Source organism: Vibrio owensii, from assembly GCF_002021755.1.
Classification (GTDB): Bacteria; Pseudomonadota; Gammaproteobacteria; order Enterobacterales; family Vibrionaceae; genus Vibrio; species Vibrio owensii.
The window spans coordinates 1,877,717-1,893,739 of the sequence record NZ_CP019959.1; the positions used below are offsets into that span (position 1 = coordinate 1,877,717).

Genomic DNA, 16,023 nt, shown 5'->3' on the forward strand with positions numbered 1-16,023 from the left:
AGGCTTTCGTCGTTTCTAGAGCCTTCAATTTCCTACTTGCTTTAGCCTTATTTACCATTAAGCTCCCTCCTTCTTAAACCGATCTCTTTTACTTGCTTGTTATATGTGTGTAGGTGCTTACTATCTTTTTAGTGACCATTAAATATAGATCTTCATTTATAATCTTTGAATCTAAGCATTATGACTGCACATCTTTAAAAGATAACTGAGAATCATTATTAATATTTAGTTACACTCACATCAATTGGAATAATGGGTGACTAAATACATGGATATATCTCGTCGACGCTTTCTTCAATCTTCCTTAGCGATCTCTGCGCTTACCGTTCTGCCTGCATGTTCTCTATCTAGGGGCACTAACAAACAAGGTCAGCATATATACGACATCACTGCAGAGCCTTCTATTGCTGAATTAGTACCAGGATTTAATACGGATGTACTCGCGTTTAATGGATCGATTCCAGCTCCTACGATTCGTTGTCGCCAAGGCGAGAAAGTTATTATCCGATTTACCAACAAGCTTTCAGAGCCAACTACAATCCACTGGCATGGCTTGCGAATCCCTATTGAAATGGATGGTGTCCCTTTCTTGAGCCAGCCGCCTATCATGCCGGGTGAAACATTCGTTTATGAATTTACACCGCCAGATGCGGGTACGTTTTGGTATCACCCACATATGAATAGCGTTAAGCAGCTTGGTATGGGGTTAGTTGGTCTAATTATCGTTGAAGAGGCTGAGCCTGTTCAGTTTAATGAAGAGCATGAAGTCGTTCTCAAGCATTGGCATTTAGACAAACAAGGTCAGTGGAAGAATCTAATGGTGCCGCGCTTGAGTGCACGCATGGGAACGCCAGGAGAGTGGAGTAGTGTTAATGGTGTTCATGAACCTGTTTATGCGTTGAAGCAGAATGCTACCACACGATTAAGAATTGCTAATGTCGATAACACCATTACTTACCCGATCGCTATAGAAGGAGCAGAGGCTTGGGTTATTGCTATTGATGGGAATCCTGTTAAAACGCCTTATAAGCTCACTCAACACAAAATTGGTCCGGGAATGAGGTTAGATGTCGGATTGATTGCTCCAAGGGCAGGAGAACGTGTTTATGTGCGTCAAATGAAAGGGCGCTTCCCATTCCCTTTGTGTGAGTTCGAAGTTGTTGAGTCTGACCTGCCGACCAATCAGAAACTGCCTTTATTGCCTCTTAACCCTGTGCCTGATCTTGATTTGGAAAATGCTGAGCAAATTGATTATGTGTTTGAATGGGAGGGGGCAGTCACTCCTGCCGATAAATCGGGCAAAGCGATACCTAAGTTTTGGCTAATGAATAAACGAGCTTGGGAGGGGATGAGTAAAGATAATATTCCAGCGCCGCTTTCAACATTGGAGGTGGGAAAAACCTATATCTTCAACCTTAAGAACGTCACCCAATATCATCATCCTATTCATCTTCATGGACATACATTTACCGTTCTTGAATTAGATGGCAAAAAACTCGATGAGCCGTTTCATACCGATACGGTCTTACTTGGAAAAAATGGCAGTGCGAAAGCGGCATTTGTTGCAGATAACCTAGGGCGTTGGATGTACCATTGTCATGTGATCGAACACATGAAGACGGGGTTGATGGGTTATATTGAAGTAAAGTGACTCCTGTAACTTTTTAAATCTTGATAAGTTTTAAGCGCTATACTTTGCTGAATTCTAAGATTGTATAATCACTATTGCCGTAAATTTGATTACAATGTCGCCATTAACTTTTCTGGGGGAATTATGGGGCAACTATCCGTTTTGGGTTTTATTGCATTGGGTGGGGCATTTGGTGCATGTTCTCGTTACTTAATTTCTGAACTTTGTGTGATGCTACTTGGTCGTGGTTTTCCATACGGTACATTAACGGTTAACGTTGTTGGCTCATTTATTATGGGTCTACTAATTGCTGCGTTTGAAACTGAGTTAATGGTCTCTGACCCATGGCGTCAAATTATCGGGCTTGGCTTTTTGGGCGCATTAACTACGTTCTCGACTTTCTCAATGGATAACGTGTTGCTTATGCAGCAGGGAGCTTTCTTTAAGATGGGATTGAACGTATTGCTGAATGTCGTGTTAAGCATTTCAGCTGCGTGGATTGGTTTCCAATTATTGATGCGTAGCTAGCAAAAACACTCAAATCTTCATCAGGTCGGCTTGGTTTAACCAAGCCGTTTTTATATACTGATTTCACTTGTCGGAGTGCCATAAGGCTGAGACCGTTAATTCGGGATCCGTTGAACCTGATCAGATTAGAATCTGCGAAGGGAACAAGAGAAGATATCTACACCAGAGTTCTATCTGGTCGATCTATCAAATAGTCGAATGTTGTTATAGACGAAGAGCATCCGCTCAACTTGTCCTTAATTCGATTCCTCTTGTCGCATCTATCCGCCAAGCATTTTTATCCCAATACTTTTTATCTAAGCATAACAAAGCAAGGAAAAATGCTATGTCGAGTCGCAAGCAAGCGAGACTGGAAGCAAAACAGTTCATTGATACACTCTCGGTACAACCGTACCCAAATTCAAGCAAAGTCTACGTAGAGGGTTCACGTCCCGATATTCGTGTGCCAATGCGTGAAATATCACTCGCTGATAGCCTTATTGGAGGTACAAAAGAAGCGCCTATTTTCGAGCCTAATGAGCCAGTACGCGTTTACGATACCTCGGGTGTATACACAGACCCAAATCACACCATAGACCTCTACAACGGTTTACCTAAGCTGAGAGAAGAGTGGATTGAAGAGCGCTCTGATACTGAGCTACTTGATGAAGTAAGCTCGGTGTACACCAAAGAGCGCTTAGAAGACGAAACGCTAGACGAGCTTCGTTACGGAAATCTGCCACGTATTCGACGTGCCAAAAATGGGCAGTGCGTGACTCAATTGCACTATGCTCGCAAGGGTATAATCACCCCGGAAATGGAATATATCGCTCTACGTGAAAATATGGGGCGTGCTCAATACCGCGATGAAGTGTTAAATCAACAGCATCCGGGTCAAAGCTTCGGAGCAAATCTTCCAAAAGACATTACTGCCGAGTTTGTGCGTAAAGAAGTCGCCGAAGGTCGCGCAATTATCCCTTCTAATATCAACCACCCAGAATCTGAACCAATGATCATTGGGCGTAACTTTTTGGTCAAAGTGAACGCCAACATCGGTAACTCATCGGTCACTTCTTCGATTGAAGAAGAAGTAGAGAAGTTAGTATGGGCAACGCGCTGGGGTGGCGATACCGTTATGGATCTATCTACTGGACGTAATATTCACGAAACTCGCGAGTGGATTCTACGTAACAGCCCGGTTCCGATCGGTACCGTACCAATGTACCAAGCGCTTGAGAAAGTGAATGGTGTTGCTGAAAACCTTAACTGGGAAGTGATGCGCGATACTTTGATCGAGCAAGCAGAGCAGGGTGTTGACTACTTCACTATCCATGCCGGTTTACTACTTCGTTATGTTCCAATGACTGCAAAACGTGTGACTGGTATCGTCTCTCGTGGTGGTTCTATCATCGCGAAATGGTGTTTAGCACACCACCAAGAAAGCTTCTTATACACCCATTTCCGAGAGATCTGTGAAATCTGTGCTAAGTACGATGTCGCACTATCTCTTGGTGATGGTCTGCGTCCTGGCTCGGTTGCTGATGCTAACGATGAAGCGCAATTTGCAGAGCTTCGTACTCTTGGCGAATTGACCAAGGTTGCTTGGGAATACGACGTACAGGTGATTATTGAAGGCCCTGGTCATGTTCCAATGCATATGATCAAAGAGAACATGGAAGAGCAGTTAGAGCACTGTCATGAGGCTCCTTTCTATACCCTTGGTCCGCTGACGACAGACGTCGCTCCTGGTTACGACCATATTACTTCAGGCATCGGCGCTGCCATGATTGGTTGGTATGGCTGTGCAATGCTTTGCTACGTAACTCCTAAAGAGCATCTTGGCTTACCAAACAAAGAAGACGTGAAAGTAGGCATGATCACTTACAAGCTTGCTGCGCACGCCGCTGATTTAGCGAAAGGGCACCCTGGCGCTCAAGTTCGTGATAATGCGCTTTCTAAAGCTCGCTTCGAGTTCCGTTGGGAAGATCAATTTAACTTGTCGCTCGACCCAGATACTGCTCGTGCTTTCCATGATGAAACCTTGCCTCAAGAGTCCGGCAAAGTTGCTCACTTCTGTTCGATGTGTGGACCAAAGTTCTGCTCGATGAAGATCTCGCAAGAGGTACGAGAGTATGCGAAAGACACTGAGCAAGTTGCTGCGGACCAAGCTATATCGATCAAAATGCTGGATGATCCTCTTGAGGGGATGCGTCAGAAATCGCAAGAATTTAGAGATACAGGTTCTGAACTATACCACCCAGCAGCACATGCCGAGGTAAGTGACTAATGAGCAAAATCCTTATTCCGTCATCATTGATTGAACTGACTGGTTTAGTTCAGCAATGTTTGTTGTTGGCGAAAGAACAGGGTTTTAGCATCGAAGACATTGAGTTGGGTGTGAGCCCAACTCAATCTATTCAGCTTGTTCGCGACCAACAGACCACACGCATAACGACAGATCTTACTGATGGTTATGACTCTGAGCATGAGACTTCATTTGTGCTCTATTACCGCTCTGCGTTATCGGTAGAAGCGTGTGCTAAGCAACCGTCGAAAGCGATTTATATTGGCATTGCTGATACGCAGGTATCCGATGAAAAGGAGAAAGTGCTTCAGCTTGATATCTGGCGTCACCCAATTAACAACGAAGTGAGAGCGCTTTCCGTTAAGTCCAAATTCAACGCAATGTTCGATCCTGAACATCACCTTGCTTGGATAGTAACGCTGACAGTACTCGATTTTCCTATCGAAGATGCGTTAACACTTGCTCGAGGAATGCTAACTCAACAAGCGAATGTTTCACGTGAAACACTGTTGAATGACAACCTTAACGAGGAAAGATCTACTCAGTGGGCTGACCAATTTGATGATTTCCCCACACCTGTACTGGAGGATAACCGACTAGGTATTCAAGTTGGTTGGTCTGCACAAGGCGAAAGCGTTAGCTTTCCAACTCTAACCAAGCAAAGTCTAGGGCTCTATCCAGTCGTTGATGATGTTGCTTGGATTGAGCGTCTACTGCCACTAGGCATCAACACTATTCAACTGCGAATCAAGAACCCACAACAAGCCGATTTAGAACAACAGATCATTCGAGCAATTGAGCTAGGCCGTCAGTATCAAGCACAAGTGTTCATCAATGACTATTGGCAGTTGGCAATCAAGCATGGCGCTTATGGCGTTCACCTAGGACAAGAAGACATAGAAGAATCGAACTTGGCTCAGCTAACCAAAGCCGGCATTCGTCTTGGTCTTTCTACGCATGGTTATTACGAACTACTGCGCATCGTACAAATTCATCCTAGTTACATCGCGCTAGGGCATATTTTCCCAACCACCACTAAACAGATGCCATCGAAACCACAAGGTTTGGTGCGCTTAGCTTTGTATCAAAAGTTGATTGATAGCATTCCTTATACAAATACAGAGGCTGCTTTCCGTCCTTCAAAAGACAAAGTAGGTAGTGACTATGTGCTTGGCTTTCCGACGGTTGCGATTGGTGGTATTGACCAATCTAATGCAGCCCAAGTTTGGCAAACAGGTGTTTCTAGTTTGGCAGTTGTGCGAGCTATTACGTTGGCAGAATCACCTCAGTCCGTCATCGAGTTCTTTACACAACTGATGAAAGAAAGACAACTAACGTTTACTGAGCAGAATAGTGAATTAGCGCATAACAAGAGAGGCGAGCATGCTCACGGATAAGCAGTTCCTTCGCTATCAACGCCAAGTCGCTCTGCCTGAAATTGCTGAAAGTGGGCAAGAGCGCTTGAGCAAATCGCATGTGCTGATCATCGGTTGTGGTGGGTTAGGGAGCGCAGCGAGTTTGTACTTGGCATCAGCGGGTGTTGGTAAATTGGTTGTGGTCGATGACGATGAAGTTGATAGCAGTAACCTGCAACGCCAGATCATTTATCGTGAACAAGACCTCCAAGTTGCGAAAACAAAAGCGACTGTAAAGCAACTCACTGAACTTAATTCTATGGTCCAAGTTCGTGCTCTCAATAGGCGATTAGACAAAGCACAGCTGCAGCTTGAGGTGATGCTAGCGGATGTGGTGCTCGACTGCACCGATAACATGCCAACGCGCCAGCTCATTAACCAAGTTTGTTTCGAGCAAAATACGCCACTTATCTCGGCGGCGGCAATTGGTTGGCAAGGGCAATTCGCTGTTTTTGATTACCAAACATCAAGTGAACAAGAAGTACAGAGTAAAGCCTGTTACCGCTGTTTATATCCGTTTGACGAATTACCGCAAACGCAAAAGTGCAGTGAGAGCGGTGTCGTCGGCCCGGTGGTGGGCACACTAGGCAACTACCAAGCGATAGCGGCAATTCAAAAACTGGCGACGGGAAAGTTTCATGTCGAGACTGCCAAGTTACACCTGTTCGATGGATTGAAGCTGCAATGGCAAACCATGGCGATAAGTAAAGATAAACAGTGCCAAGTGTGTACTCAGATTTAGCTTACGAGTAATGGGCAGAATTAAGAGAGTTGGAAGCAATGACGTTATCAGAACAACAAACAACACAAATGACCGCTGCTGACTTAGATGTGATCACTATTGTCATCAATGACCAGTCACATCAAGTTGCCAGTGAGTCAAATCTACAGCAAATCATTAGTCAATTTGCGCTGCCTGAAATGGGCTGTGTTTTTGCAATTAATAACAATGTTGTGCCGCGCAGTGAGTGGGCTAGCACAGTTCTTTCACAGGGAGATAGCATCTCTTTGTTTCAAGCGATCGCAGGGGGTTAAAGTCGATGCTTAAAATTGGTGATAAACAATTCGAATCAAGACTGTTCACGGGAACAGGGAAGTTTGCCAACAGCCGATTAATGGCAGAAGCGATTCAAGTATCGGGTTCTCAACTTGCGACCATGGCGTTGAAGCGTGTGGATGTGAACGACCAACAAGACGATATTTTGCTGCCGTTAGTAGAAGCGGGTGTGAACTTATTGCCGAACACCTCAGGTGCAAAGAATGCTAAAGATGCTGTGTTTGCAGCACAATTGGCGAGAGAAGCGTTGGGTACTAACTGGTTAAAACTAGAAATTCATCCAGACCCGAAGTACTTGATGCCCGATCCAATTGAGACACTAGCAGCCGCTGAGCAACTGGTTCGTGAGGGTTTCATTGTCCTTCCTTATTGTCATGCTGACCCGGTTCTGTGTAAACGATTGGAAGAAGTAGGCTGTGCTGCAGTCATGCCATTAGGTGCGCCGATCGGTTCTAACAAAGGGATAGTTTCTCACGATTTCCTAGAGATTATCATCGACCAAGCTAATGTTCCTGTCGTTGTTGATGCGGGTATTGGTGCTCCTTCACATGCCGCGCGTGCGATGGAAATGGGCGCGGATGCCGTGCTCGTCAATACAGCGATTGCAGCTTCGAGCGATCCCGTTGCGATGGCGAAGGCATTTAAGTTGGCGGTAGAGTCCGGGCGTATGGCTTATGAAGCTGGACTTGCCGGTAAGGTTTCTCATGCGGTTGCGTCGAGTCCACTGACGTCATTCCTAGATGAGCTTTAGTACTAGATTGGTTTAGCTATTAAGCGAGGAAAACATGAGCTTCGTTGAACAATTTAAGCAGCTTAATTGGGATGACATTTCGATGTCGATCTACGCGAAAACGGCACAAGATGTTGAGCGAGCATTGAATAAACCCAAGCGTGATTTGGAAGACTTTAAAGCGCTAATTTCACCAGCTGCTGAAGCGTACTTAGAGCAGATGGCACAACTGTCATACTCGGCCACTCGCAAGCGTTTTGGTAATACCATGTCGCTTTATATTCCATTGTACCTTTCTAACTTGTGCGCCAATGCTTGTACTTATTGTGGCTTCTCAATGGAGAATAGAATCAAGCGTCGTACCTTGAATCGGGACGAAGTGGCAGCAGAAGTCGAAGCCATCAAGCGCATGAAGTTTGATAGCGTATTGCTGGTGACTGGCGAGCACGAAACTAAAGTGGGTATGAAATACTTCCGCGAAATGGTGCCTATGATTAAGAAGCGCTTTAACTATTTGGCGATGGAAGTACAGCCACTTGATCAAGACGAATACGCTGAGCTCAAGACATTGGGTTTGGATGCGGTGATGGTCTATCAAGAAACGTATCATCCTTCGACTTACGCCGAGCACCATTTGCGTGGTAATAAGATGGATTTCGAATACCGATTGGATACACCCGATCGTCTTGCAAAAGCGGGCATCGATAAGATTGGTATTGGCGCATTGATAGGGTTGGAAGAGTGGCGTACCGACTGTTTTTATGTGGCAGCGCACTTGGACTATCTTGAGCGCACGTATTGGCAGACTCGTTACTCGATTTCTTTCCCGCGTTTGCGTCCTTGTGAGGGTGCGCTCCAACCCAAATCAGTCATGACGGATAAGCAACTTGTTCAGCTGATTTGCGCTTATCGTTTGTTGAATCCAGAAGTGGAGTTGTCATTATCGACTCGTGAATCACCGAAGTTCAGAGACAATGCATTGCCGTTAGGTATTACCAGTATGTCTGCGGCATCGAAAACTCAGCCGGGTGGTTATGCGATGGATGATGTTGAACTCGAGCAGTTTGAGATCAGCGATGAGCGAAGCGCGGGTTCTGTGGAAGATATGATTCGAGCGAAAGGATTTGACCCAGTATGGCGAGATTGGCACTCGGCGTATTCTGGTTAAGTAGCAAAGAAAGCCACTGGTCATCGTTATGTTTCACGTGAAACATAAGCAAAAAAAGAGGGTTGATGTAAAACATCAACCCTCTACTTTTTCTAGCTTCTAGCTTCTAGCTTCTAGCTTCTAGCTTCTAGCTGTGTGCTACTGGTAGCGTTGCTTGACGAAGCCACTCTTTCACATCACCTTCAACCAGCGGGCTGATCTCATCCCATACTTTCTGATGGTAATTATTCAGCCAAGCAAGTTCTGGACGAGTTAGCATATCAACGTTGATGTTGCGCTTGTCGATTGGGCAGCGTGTTAGCGACTCAAATGACAGAACAGGGAAGTCACCGTTAGTTGGTGTTTCAACAACAAGCTCTAGGTTTTCAATACGGATACCAAATGCATCTGCACGGTAGTAGCCTGGCTCGTTGGATAGCACCATACCTTCTGTTAGAGGCACATCGATTTGCTTCTTAGAAATGCTCGCCGGACCTTCATGAACACTTAGGAAGTGACCAACACCGTGACCAGTACCATGATCGTAATCGTAGCCTTCCGCCCATAGGTGCTGACGAGCTAGCGTATCGATTTGGTAACCACGTGTGCCTTTCGGGAAACGTGCACGTGCAACACCGATGTGACCTTTTAGCGCGAGAGTGAATTGTTTAATCATCTCTTGTGAAGGCTGACCAATCGCAATTGTACGCGTGATGTCTGTCGTGCCATCTAGGTACTGACCGCCTGAATCCACTAGGTAAAGCGTGTTCAGTTCTAGCTTGCCAGGTTCAGGTTGGTTCTCGTGGTTGTAGTGACACATTGCTGCGTTTCCGCCCGCAGCTGAAATAGTATCGAAGCTAAGGTCCATAAGCGTTGGGTCTTCGCTACGGAACGCTTCCAGTTTGTCTGCCAGCGTTGCTTCATCATGCAGATTACCTGCAACGACTTCTGCATCTAACCAAGATAGGAACTTACTCATCGCCACGCCATCACGGATATGGCATGCTTTCATGCCTGCGATTTCAACTGCATTCTTCGCTGCTTTTGGCATTAGGCATGGGTCAGCTTTACTTACCACTGATGCACCAGCATTTTGTAGAACCAGCTTAAACCACGCGTTACTTGTCGCAGGATCAACCAGTACATTCTTGCCAGTTAGAGTTTCTAGTCGTGCTTGTAATGCTTCTGGGTGATGAACTGTTACGCCAGAACCAACGTGAACGTCAAACTCAGCAGGTAGGCGCGCTGGATCTAGGAAGTATTCCACGCTTGAGTCTGAATGCAGAATCGCGTGAGAAAGCAGAACTGGTAGGCGTGATACATCAAGACCACGAACGTTGAGCAACCAACAGATAGAGTCAAGTGCTGTGATCACTGCGCTGTCTGCGCCGGCTTTTTTCACGAGCTCTGCGATTTCTTGGCGTTTGCTTTTACTTGATTGTCCTACTGCTTCTGTTGCCATTAGGCGAACATCAGAAACCACAGGTGCAGGGCGGTCGTGCCACAGCTCATCAATTGGGTTGCTGTCGAGAATCTTAAGCTCAAGTGCACCTGCAAGTTTTGCTTGTGCCATGTCTAACCAAGCAGAGTTATGCATGCGAGGGTCGATTGCCACAGACGCGCCATTTGCAAGATGGTCTTTAATCCAATCTAGTGCAGGCTCTTCAATTAGGTGACGGTATTCGAATAGATCAGCAGGAACCTGCTTAGTTACTTGTACCGTATAGCGACCATCAACAAAGATAGCGGCTTTGTCTTTGGTGATTACCGCAGCACCAGCAGAACCGGTAAAACCAGTTAGCCAATGTAAACGCTCGTTGTGCGCTGGTACGTATTCGCCCAAGTACTCGTCTTCATGAGGGACAAGTAGGGCATCAATATTATGTTGTGCTAGCCATTCGCGAATTGCATTCACGCGGCTTTGGGTATCGTTGTGCATCTGTGTTATTCCTTCAAATTACCGCTCCTTCATGCTCAGGTGTGGGAGCTGTTTCCATCTGCTTCATGCAGTTTACGATTCCATTGAGGTTCGCAATCACTTCAATAGAGTCGGAGTACAACAGGCCATAGATGAGCCAAAAAGGACTATCGACTGTTAAGCTACTCATTTTACCGTAAGAGCGCAAATCGCGTCCGGGATTTTTATCTAAGATGATCGGTTTTTTGCGTGATCATGGTACGTAGCCAAGTTAAAGCTGGGTCATTTTCTCTGTCTCGGTGCCAGAACAAAGTGTAAGCCATTGGCGGGAATTCGAGTGGCAGCGGCAGCAATGCCATGTCGTGTTGCTTGGCTGCCAGCTTCACAAAGTGGCTTGGCGCGGTAAACACAAAATCAGTGTAAGAACACAAACTGGCGGCGCTGTTAAAGTCCGGTACGGTGACTGCGATATCACGTTCTCGACCAATGTCGGCTAAACGATAGTCGAGCAACCAACGGTCGTTGCCATCACAACGTACCTGAACATGGCGAAGGGCTAGATAAGCTTCTAAGTTCCAATTACCTCGCAAAGCAGGATGGTCTTTACGTACGATACACATTTGGTGGTCACGATAGATTTCCTGCTCACAAATGTCATCTGGCGGCAGCATAGTCAGCTTGGCGTCGTTGATGTCGATATCTCGACCTGTCATGCCTAAATCGATTTCACCGCGCTGAATCATCTTGAACGTTTGTTCCGACCAAGAGTGGGTGCTGATGGTCACGCCTGGTGCTTGTTGGAATATTGCTGGCAAGAAGTGGGGCAGAATGAGCGGGTAGACACTCTCTACCGCTGCAATTTGAAAACGGTACTCACTGCTCTGTGGCGAGAACTCTTCGGGTTGAGTCAGTACCTCAAGTTGGTTTATCAACAGATCCAGTTTCGGTTTAAGGAACAATGCGCGCGGTGTTGGCGTTAATCCGTGTGAGTTTCGAGTGAATAGGGGATCCTCAAACTGGGTACGTAATTTCGCTAAGGATTTGCTCACTGCAGACTGACTCAAGCACAGTCGGTGGGCGGCTCGGGTGACATTCAACTCTTCAATCAGCACTTTAAAACAGACCAGCAAATTGAGGTCGATGCGTGCCAGTTTCTCTACGTTCACAGTGATTTTCCCCATTGGAATAATGGTCATGAGTATACATCATTTCCATTCATATCATCAGATGATTAAGCTTTGCTCAAAAGTTCTTGTTCAATTTGGAGTGTTTTGTGTCTAGCCATATTACAAATAGCAAAAAACAGATGGCGCTGTTGACCATGTTAGTTCTGTTCAGTCCGCTTGCGATTGATATCTATCTACCTGCTTTGCCTCTTATCGCGTCCACTTTTCAGGTAGAAAATGCATTGGCACAAGACACCATCACTTGGTTCCTATTTGCTATGGGTGTTGGTCAGCTATTCGCTGGTCCCTTGGCAGATAAACTCGGACGTCGAACTGTTGCATTGGGAGGCATCACCATCTACGCATTGAGCGCTTTATTGGCGTGGAGTGCTCAAAATATTGAGTGGATGTTGGCGGCTCGCTTGCTACAAGGCTTAGGTGCATGTGCAACATCTGTAGCAGCCTTTGCAACAGTTCGCGATATCTTTGGTCCGGAAAAAAGCGGCAAAATGATCAGCTACCTTAACGGTGCGATCTGCTTTATCCCGGCATTGGCACCGATTCTTGGGAGCTGGCTAACCCAACAATTTGATTGGCGTGCAAACTTCAGCTTTATGGCCGGTTTCGCTGTGATTGCAGGTGCGATGATGTTCCTTGGAATGAAGGAAACCAACCCTACAACAGAAAAGCAGGCGGTATTTAAGCTGAGCCGTTACTGGGCAGTCTTGAGCACTCCATCATTCATCTTCCACGCTTCACTGTGTTTGATGGCGATGGCCGTCATTCTTGCTTACGTGACTTCAGCTCCTGGCGTTCTAATGACAGGCATGGGCTTGTCGATGAATGAATTCACCTTCTGGTTTGGTCTGAATGCAGCGTTCAACATTGCAGCTTGTATGCTTGCGCCTAAGTTCATGGATCGTTGGGGCACACACAATTCACTGGTTGTTGGTATCAGCTTACTGGCGATTTCTGGTGTGATCATGATGGTGATGAAAGAGCACAACACAGCACTGTCTTTCATGTTGCCAATCTTTATCTCATCGGTTGGCTTCGCTTGGATTCTTGGCGCAGCAGCTGGTAAAGCGTTAGAACCGTTTGGTGATAAAGCGGGTACTGCGGCTGCACTACTTGGTTTGTTCCAAATGAGCGGCTCTGGCTTGTTGGTTGGTACGCTACAGCGTTTATCACTGGATCCACAAACCCTGATTGCGATTCATATGTGGGTATTGCTTCCAGCTTTGGTGATTCTGTTTAGCAAAGCAGGTAAGAACTGGCATGCGAAATTGGCGAATGCGTAAAACTCGGTAATTTAGTATTTTCCAATGTACCTAACGCGTGTATATTTGTCGTTCAAACTTTTCTCGACACCATAACGGAACTCATAAAGTAATGTCGTTAACCACGTATGAAATGGCTCGTATCCTAGAGCAAATGGAAGAGTCACCAGAAAAGGTGATGTTTGGTAAGTTGCTTAACGAATTAGGTAACCAAAGCTCTGAGCGCATTCGTAGCGCGGCAAAACAAGTTCCAGTGCCAGTATTACGTGATCTTGTGTATCAATTTCAGCAAGTGATCGAATCGCGTAAAGGCGAGCAAGTAGAGCAGATGGCAAAAGACCTCGCGAAGCAAGGTATCTCAGCTGAAGAGCTACTGGCTTACTTGAACAAATAATAAAAAAATCCCCGCATCATGCGGGGATTTTTTTAGTGAGTGAGTTTCTTCTTCAGTATGTGGTCGAGGGACAATGGTCCCGGTCCCCACACAATCACTACAAGAATCATCAATCCCCAGAGTTGGTGATCATAGAAACCTTTCTCCCACAGCAGCGGGTAAGAAACTACAGCGATGATGTTGAACACAAACAGAATCGCAGCCATCGGACGGGTAATTAATCCTAGTGCTAAGAACACCGGTAGAACCAATTCTGCAGCCGTACCTAAGTAAGCCGCCAATTCCCATGGCAGTATTGGCACTTGGTATTCCAGCTCAAATAAATACAGTGTGCTATCCCAAGACGAGAGTTTGATTAGCCCTGAATTGAAGAACACCCATGCAACCCACAAGCGACAAAAGAGAAGTAGTAAAGGGACAAAGCCAGCTTGTAGGGTACTGATTAAATCGTCGTACCGATTCACTAAGTTTTTAACCGTATCCGTCATAGAGTGCTCCTTAGATTGATTTCAATGTAAAGCCGTCAACGAGATCGAGTGCCATGATGCTATTGAGATGAGCGAGTAAAACTTCAGGTATTTCGCTCAAACTCTGTTTCTGCTCTAAACATTGCAGCAGTTGGAACACATCGGCATCGAGTGCGTGACACAAGGCTTCTCCATTGGCTTGAATCGAGATGACACCTTGCTGTAATTGGTTGATATTAAGTTGTTCGAATTGGCCAGTTTGAATCGCGCTGAACAAATCAAATACTGCGTAGCTGGAGTCAAAGCTTCGGCAGCCTTGTTTAAGGTGCAAAACCAAAGCGGGTTGCTCCTCCTCACTCACTTCGCCAAGTAACGCAAGCGGTTTTAATTCTGCCGCATTGGGTTGTTCATACTGTGCTTGACGAGCGAGGTCGATATGCCACTCGAAGCGCGCGACTTCAGGGCTGTAAGGTGCTTGTGCGATCACCTGACTAAACTGCATGATGGTGTCTTGAAAGCCGTCGCCATAATGCACCACATTTCCTTCTTCTAATGGATAAGTGAGAACATGCTGGCGAGCCATCTGTTCAAAGCACTCTTCACCAAGCAGCGCTTCAACCATCGGATAGGTCGCGGATAACACCTCGCTCAAGCTAACGATAAAGTTATTGCGGTAAATCTGCATGCGTTCATCAGCGGTAAACTCATCACTGGCAATATCGCAATCTTCACCGAGTGCTTGATAGTGTAGGGCTTTAGCAAACTGGTTTTGTAAGGTGGCTAGATTCATGATGCCTTCCTTGGTTCGCTTTGTTCACTTGGGAGTGTGCCTTGCAATAGCAGTTGCGATGCTTTCTGCGCTTCTCCGAGCAAGACTTCTGGCGCAGGGATATCCAAGTCCCATTCAATCAGCGCATGGCGCGGACCGTGTTTTTTGGTCCACTGCGCGAACAGTTGCCAAACTTCGTCACTAACTGGGCGGCTATGGGTATCAATCCATATCTCACCTTTGTCGAGTTGTTTGATGGTAAAACCTGCCAAGTGAACCTCATCCACTTTGTCGGCTGGAATTGCATCTAGGTATGTGTCGCAATCAAAACCGTGGTTGAATGCCGAAACATAAACATTGTTTAAATCGAGCAATAAACGACAGTCAGTGCGCTTTTGCACTTCGGTAAGGAACTCCCATTCGCTGATGGTCGAATGTTGAAACTTCACATAACTAGATGGGTTCTCTATCAAGATCTCGCGTTGCAAATAATCCTGCACTTCATTCACGTTACGAGTGAACACTTTGAGCGCTTCTTCCGTATACGGAAGTGGAAGCAGGTCATTAAAGTAGTGACCGCCGTTTTCACTCCAACTCAAATGGTCAGAAACAAGAATCGGGTCGATTGAGTCAATCAGCGCTTTAAGTTGAGCAAGGTGCTTTTGATTCACACGTTCCACCGAACCTAATGACAGACCAATGCCGTGACAGCTAATTTGATACTGCTCGCGTAATGCCTGTAATTGATTGCGCTCTGCAGCGTTGGGTTGAAAATAGTTTTCACTGTGGATTTCTAACCAAGATAACTTGGGTTTATTTTGGCTAAAGTAATCGAGGTGAGGGGTTCTTAATCCAACTCCAACAAGGTCGTGGAAGGTGTGGTGTTTCACGTGAAACTCCTTTTCAAAGCGGGCGGGAAGAGAAGGATGCGCTGGTTGAGCGTCAACGCATCCTTGCAGTAGCTAGCGATAAAAAATTATGAAGAAGAAGTGCTACCGCCAACGAGTTTGTCACATAGACCTTTTGGTACGACTACGAATGCGTCTTTTTGGTTATCTTCTTTAGAAGTACCAGCACATGAGCTGCTTTTCGTTGCACAGTCGTTTTTACCTGCTTTAGAAACGCCGTAGCACTTCTCTTTATCAGCAGCGACAGCTGGAGCTGCAGTTAGCATTGTGCCACCAAGAGCTAGAAGACCAGTAACAGCAGCAGTAACAGCTAGATTCGACTTTTTCATA

General features: G+C 46.0%; 16 protein-coding genes and 1 riboswitch. Of the genes, 10 read left to right on the plus strand and 6 right to left on the minus strand.

Going from position 1 to position 16,023, the window contains the following annotated elements; genetic code table 11:
* Positions 1-268 precede the first annotated feature (268 nt).
* The 8 genes from A9237_RS08495 (at position 269) to thiH (ending at position 8,812) form a co-directional block, all read left to right on the plus strand.
* Complete coding sequence (locus A9237_RS08495; protein WP_078608712.1) at positions 269-1,651, plus strand: multicopper oxidase family protein; 1,383 nt, start codon at positions 269-271, stop codon at positions 1,649-1,651.
* A 123-nt stretch (positions 1,652-1,774) separates the two neighbouring features.
* Positions 1,775-2,158: a fluoride efflux transporter CrcB gene (crcB, locus tag A9237_RS08500; protein WP_078608028.1), complete on the plus strand. Its 384-nt coding sequence runs from the start codon at positions 1,775-1,777 to the stop codon at positions 2,156-2,158.
* Positions 2,159-2,219: 61 nt separating this feature from the next.
* Positions 2,220-2,318: riboswitch (TPP riboswitch) on the plus strand.
* Between the two features lie 165 nt (positions 2,319-2,483).
* Complete coding sequence (gene thiC / locus A9237_RS08505; protein ID WP_050937765.1) at positions 2,484-4,424, plus strand: phosphomethylpyrimidine synthase ThiC; 1,941 nt, start codon at positions 2,484-2,486, stop codon at positions 4,422-4,424.
* Positions 4,424-5,839: a thiamine phosphate synthase gene (locus A9237_RS08510; protein ID WP_078608029.1), complete on the plus strand. Its 1,416-nt coding sequence runs from the start codon at positions 4,424-4,426 to the stop codon at positions 5,837-5,839. The genes thiC and A9237_RS08510 overlap by 1 nt, the downstream gene beginning before the upstream one ends.
* Positions 5,826-6,599 (plus strand): thiazole biosynthesis adenylyltransferase ThiF, encoded by a 774-nt coding sequence (gene thiF, locus A9237_RS08515; protein ID WP_005443420.1) that lies wholly within the window; start codon positions 5,826-5,828, stop codon positions 6,597-6,599. The genes A9237_RS08510 and thiF overlap by 14 nt, the downstream gene beginning before the upstream one ends.
* Positions 6,600-6,637: 38 nt before the next feature.
* Positions 6,638-6,892, plus strand: a complete 255-nt coding sequence (gene thiS / locus A9237_RS08520; RefSeq protein WP_005378804.1) for a sulfur carrier protein ThiS — start codon at positions 6,638-6,640, stop codon at positions 6,890-6,892.
* A 5-nt stretch (positions 6,893-6,897) separates the two neighbouring features.
* Entirely contained in the window at positions 6,898-7,665 is a 768-nt protein-coding gene (locus tag A9237_RS08525; protein WP_078608030.1) for a thiazole synthase, read from the plus strand.
* Positions 7,666-7,699: 34 nt separating this feature from the next.
* Positions 7,700-8,812, plus strand: a complete 1,113-nt coding sequence (thiH, locus tag A9237_RS08530; protein WP_039988745.1) for a 2-iminoacetate synthase ThiH — start codon at positions 7,700-7,702, stop codon at positions 8,810-8,812.
* Positions 8,813-8,939: 127 nt separating this feature from the next.
* On the opposite strand, the gene A9237_RS08535 is transcribed toward thiH, so the two are convergent.
* Complete coding sequence (locus tag A9237_RS08535; RefSeq protein ID WP_078608031.1) at positions 8,940-10,730, minus strand: aminopeptidase P family protein; 1,791 nt, start codon at positions 10,728-10,730, stop codon at positions 8,940-8,942.
* A 203-nt stretch (positions 10,731-10,933) separates the two neighbouring features.
* Entirely contained in the window at positions 10,934-11,875 is a 942-nt protein-coding gene (locus tag A9237_RS08540) for a LysR substrate-binding domain-containing protein (RefSeq protein ID WP_078608713.1), read from the minus strand.
* Positions 11,876-11,982: 107 nt separating this feature from the next.
* On the opposite strand from A9237_RS08540, the gene A9237_RS08545 reads away from it, so the two are divergent.
* Both A9237_RS08545 and tsrA read left to right on the plus strand, forming a co-directional pair.
* The gene (locus tag A9237_RS08545) at positions 11,983-13,176 is read left to right on the plus strand and encodes a multidrug effflux MFS transporter (RefSeq protein ID WP_217349272.1); all 1,194 of its coding nucleotides are present in this window, start codon (positions 11,983-11,985) and stop codon (positions 13,174-13,176) included.
* A 91-nt stretch (positions 13,177-13,267) separates the two neighbouring features.
* Positions 13,268-13,549, plus strand: a complete 282-nt coding sequence (tsrA, locus tag A9237_RS08550; RefSeq protein ID WP_005443411.1) for an H-NS-like global regulator TsrA — start codon at positions 13,268-13,270, stop codon at positions 13,547-13,549.
* Between the two features lie 32 nt (positions 13,550-13,581).
* Here the strand turns inward: tsrA and A9237_RS08555 are convergent, their stop codons facing one another.
* From A9237_RS08555 to A9237_RS08570, 4 genes are all read right to left on the minus strand, one after another.
* The gene (locus tag A9237_RS08555) at positions 13,582-14,037 is read right to left on the minus strand and encodes a DoxX family protein (RefSeq protein WP_078608033.1); all 456 of its coding nucleotides are present in this window, start codon (positions 14,035-14,037) and stop codon (positions 13,582-13,584) included.
* A 10-nt stretch (positions 14,038-14,047) separates the two neighbouring features.
* Positions 14,048-14,806, minus strand: coding sequence for an HvfC/BufC N-terminal domain-containing protein (locus tag A9237_RS08560; RefSeq protein WP_078608034.1), 759 nt, complete (start codon positions 14,804-14,806; stop codon positions 14,048-14,050).
* On the minus strand, positions 14,803-15,675 hold the full coding sequence (bufB, locus tag A9237_RS08565; RefSeq protein ID WP_078608035.1) for an MNIO family bufferin maturase: 873 nt from the start codon (positions 15,673-15,675) through the stop codon (positions 14,803-14,805). The genes A9237_RS08560 and bufB overlap by 4 nt, the downstream gene beginning before the upstream one ends.
* Before the next feature lie 86 nt (positions 15,676-15,761).
* On the minus strand, positions 15,762-16,022 hold the full coding sequence (locus A9237_RS08570) for a BufA1 family periplasmic bufferin-type metallophore (protein WP_005451246.1): 261 nt from the start codon (positions 16,020-16,022) through the stop codon (positions 15,762-15,764).
* Position 16,023 lies beyond the last annotated feature (1 nt).

Coding starts and splice junctions, on each gene's coding strand:
- A9237_RS08560 (WP_078608034.1), bottom strand. CDS start 14,806: ATGAATCTAGCCACCTTACAAAACCAGTTTGCTAAAGCCCTACACTAT.
- thiF (WP_005443420.1), top strand. CDS start 5,826: ATGCTCACGGATAAGCAGTTCCTTCGCTATCAACGCCAAGTCGCTCTG.
- thiC (WP_050937765.1), top strand. CDS start 2,484: ATGTCGAGTCGCAAGCAAGCGAGACTGGAAGCAAAACAGTTCATTGAT.
- tsrA (WP_005443411.1), top strand. CDS start 13,268: ATGTCGTTAACCACGTATGAAATGGCTCGTATCCTAGAGCAAATGGAA.
- A9237_RS08570 (WP_005451246.1), bottom strand. CDS start 16,022: ATGAAAAAGTCGAATCTAGCTGTTACTGCTGCTGTTACTGGTCTTCTA.
- thiS (WP_005378804.1), top strand. CDS start 6,638: ATGACGTTATCAGAACAACAAACAACACAAATGACCGCTGCTGACTTA.
- A9237_RS08495 (WP_078608712.1), top strand. CDS start 269: ATGGATATATCTCGTCGACGCTTTCTTCAATCTTCCTTAGCGATCTCT.
- crcB (WP_078608028.1), top strand. CDS start 1,775: ATGGGGCAACTATCCGTTTTGGGTTTTATTGCATTGGGTGGGGCATTT.
- A9237_RS08510 (WP_078608029.1), top strand. CDS start 4,424: ATGAGCAAAATCCTTATTCCGTCATCATTGATTGAACTGACTGGTTTA.
- thiH (WP_039988745.1), top strand. CDS start 7,700: ATGAGCTTCGTTGAACAATTTAAGCAGCTTAATTGGGATGACATTTCG.
- A9237_RS08525 (WP_078608030.1), top strand. CDS start 6,898: ATGCTTAAAATTGGTGATAAACAATTCGAATCAAGACTGTTCACGGGA.
- A9237_RS08535 (WP_078608031.1), bottom strand. CDS start 10,730: ATGCACAACGATACCCAAAGCCGCGTGAATGCAATTCGCGAATGGCTA.
- A9237_RS08555 (WP_078608033.1), bottom strand. CDS start 14,037: ATGACGGATACGGTTAAAAACTTAGTGAATCGGTACGACGATTTAATC.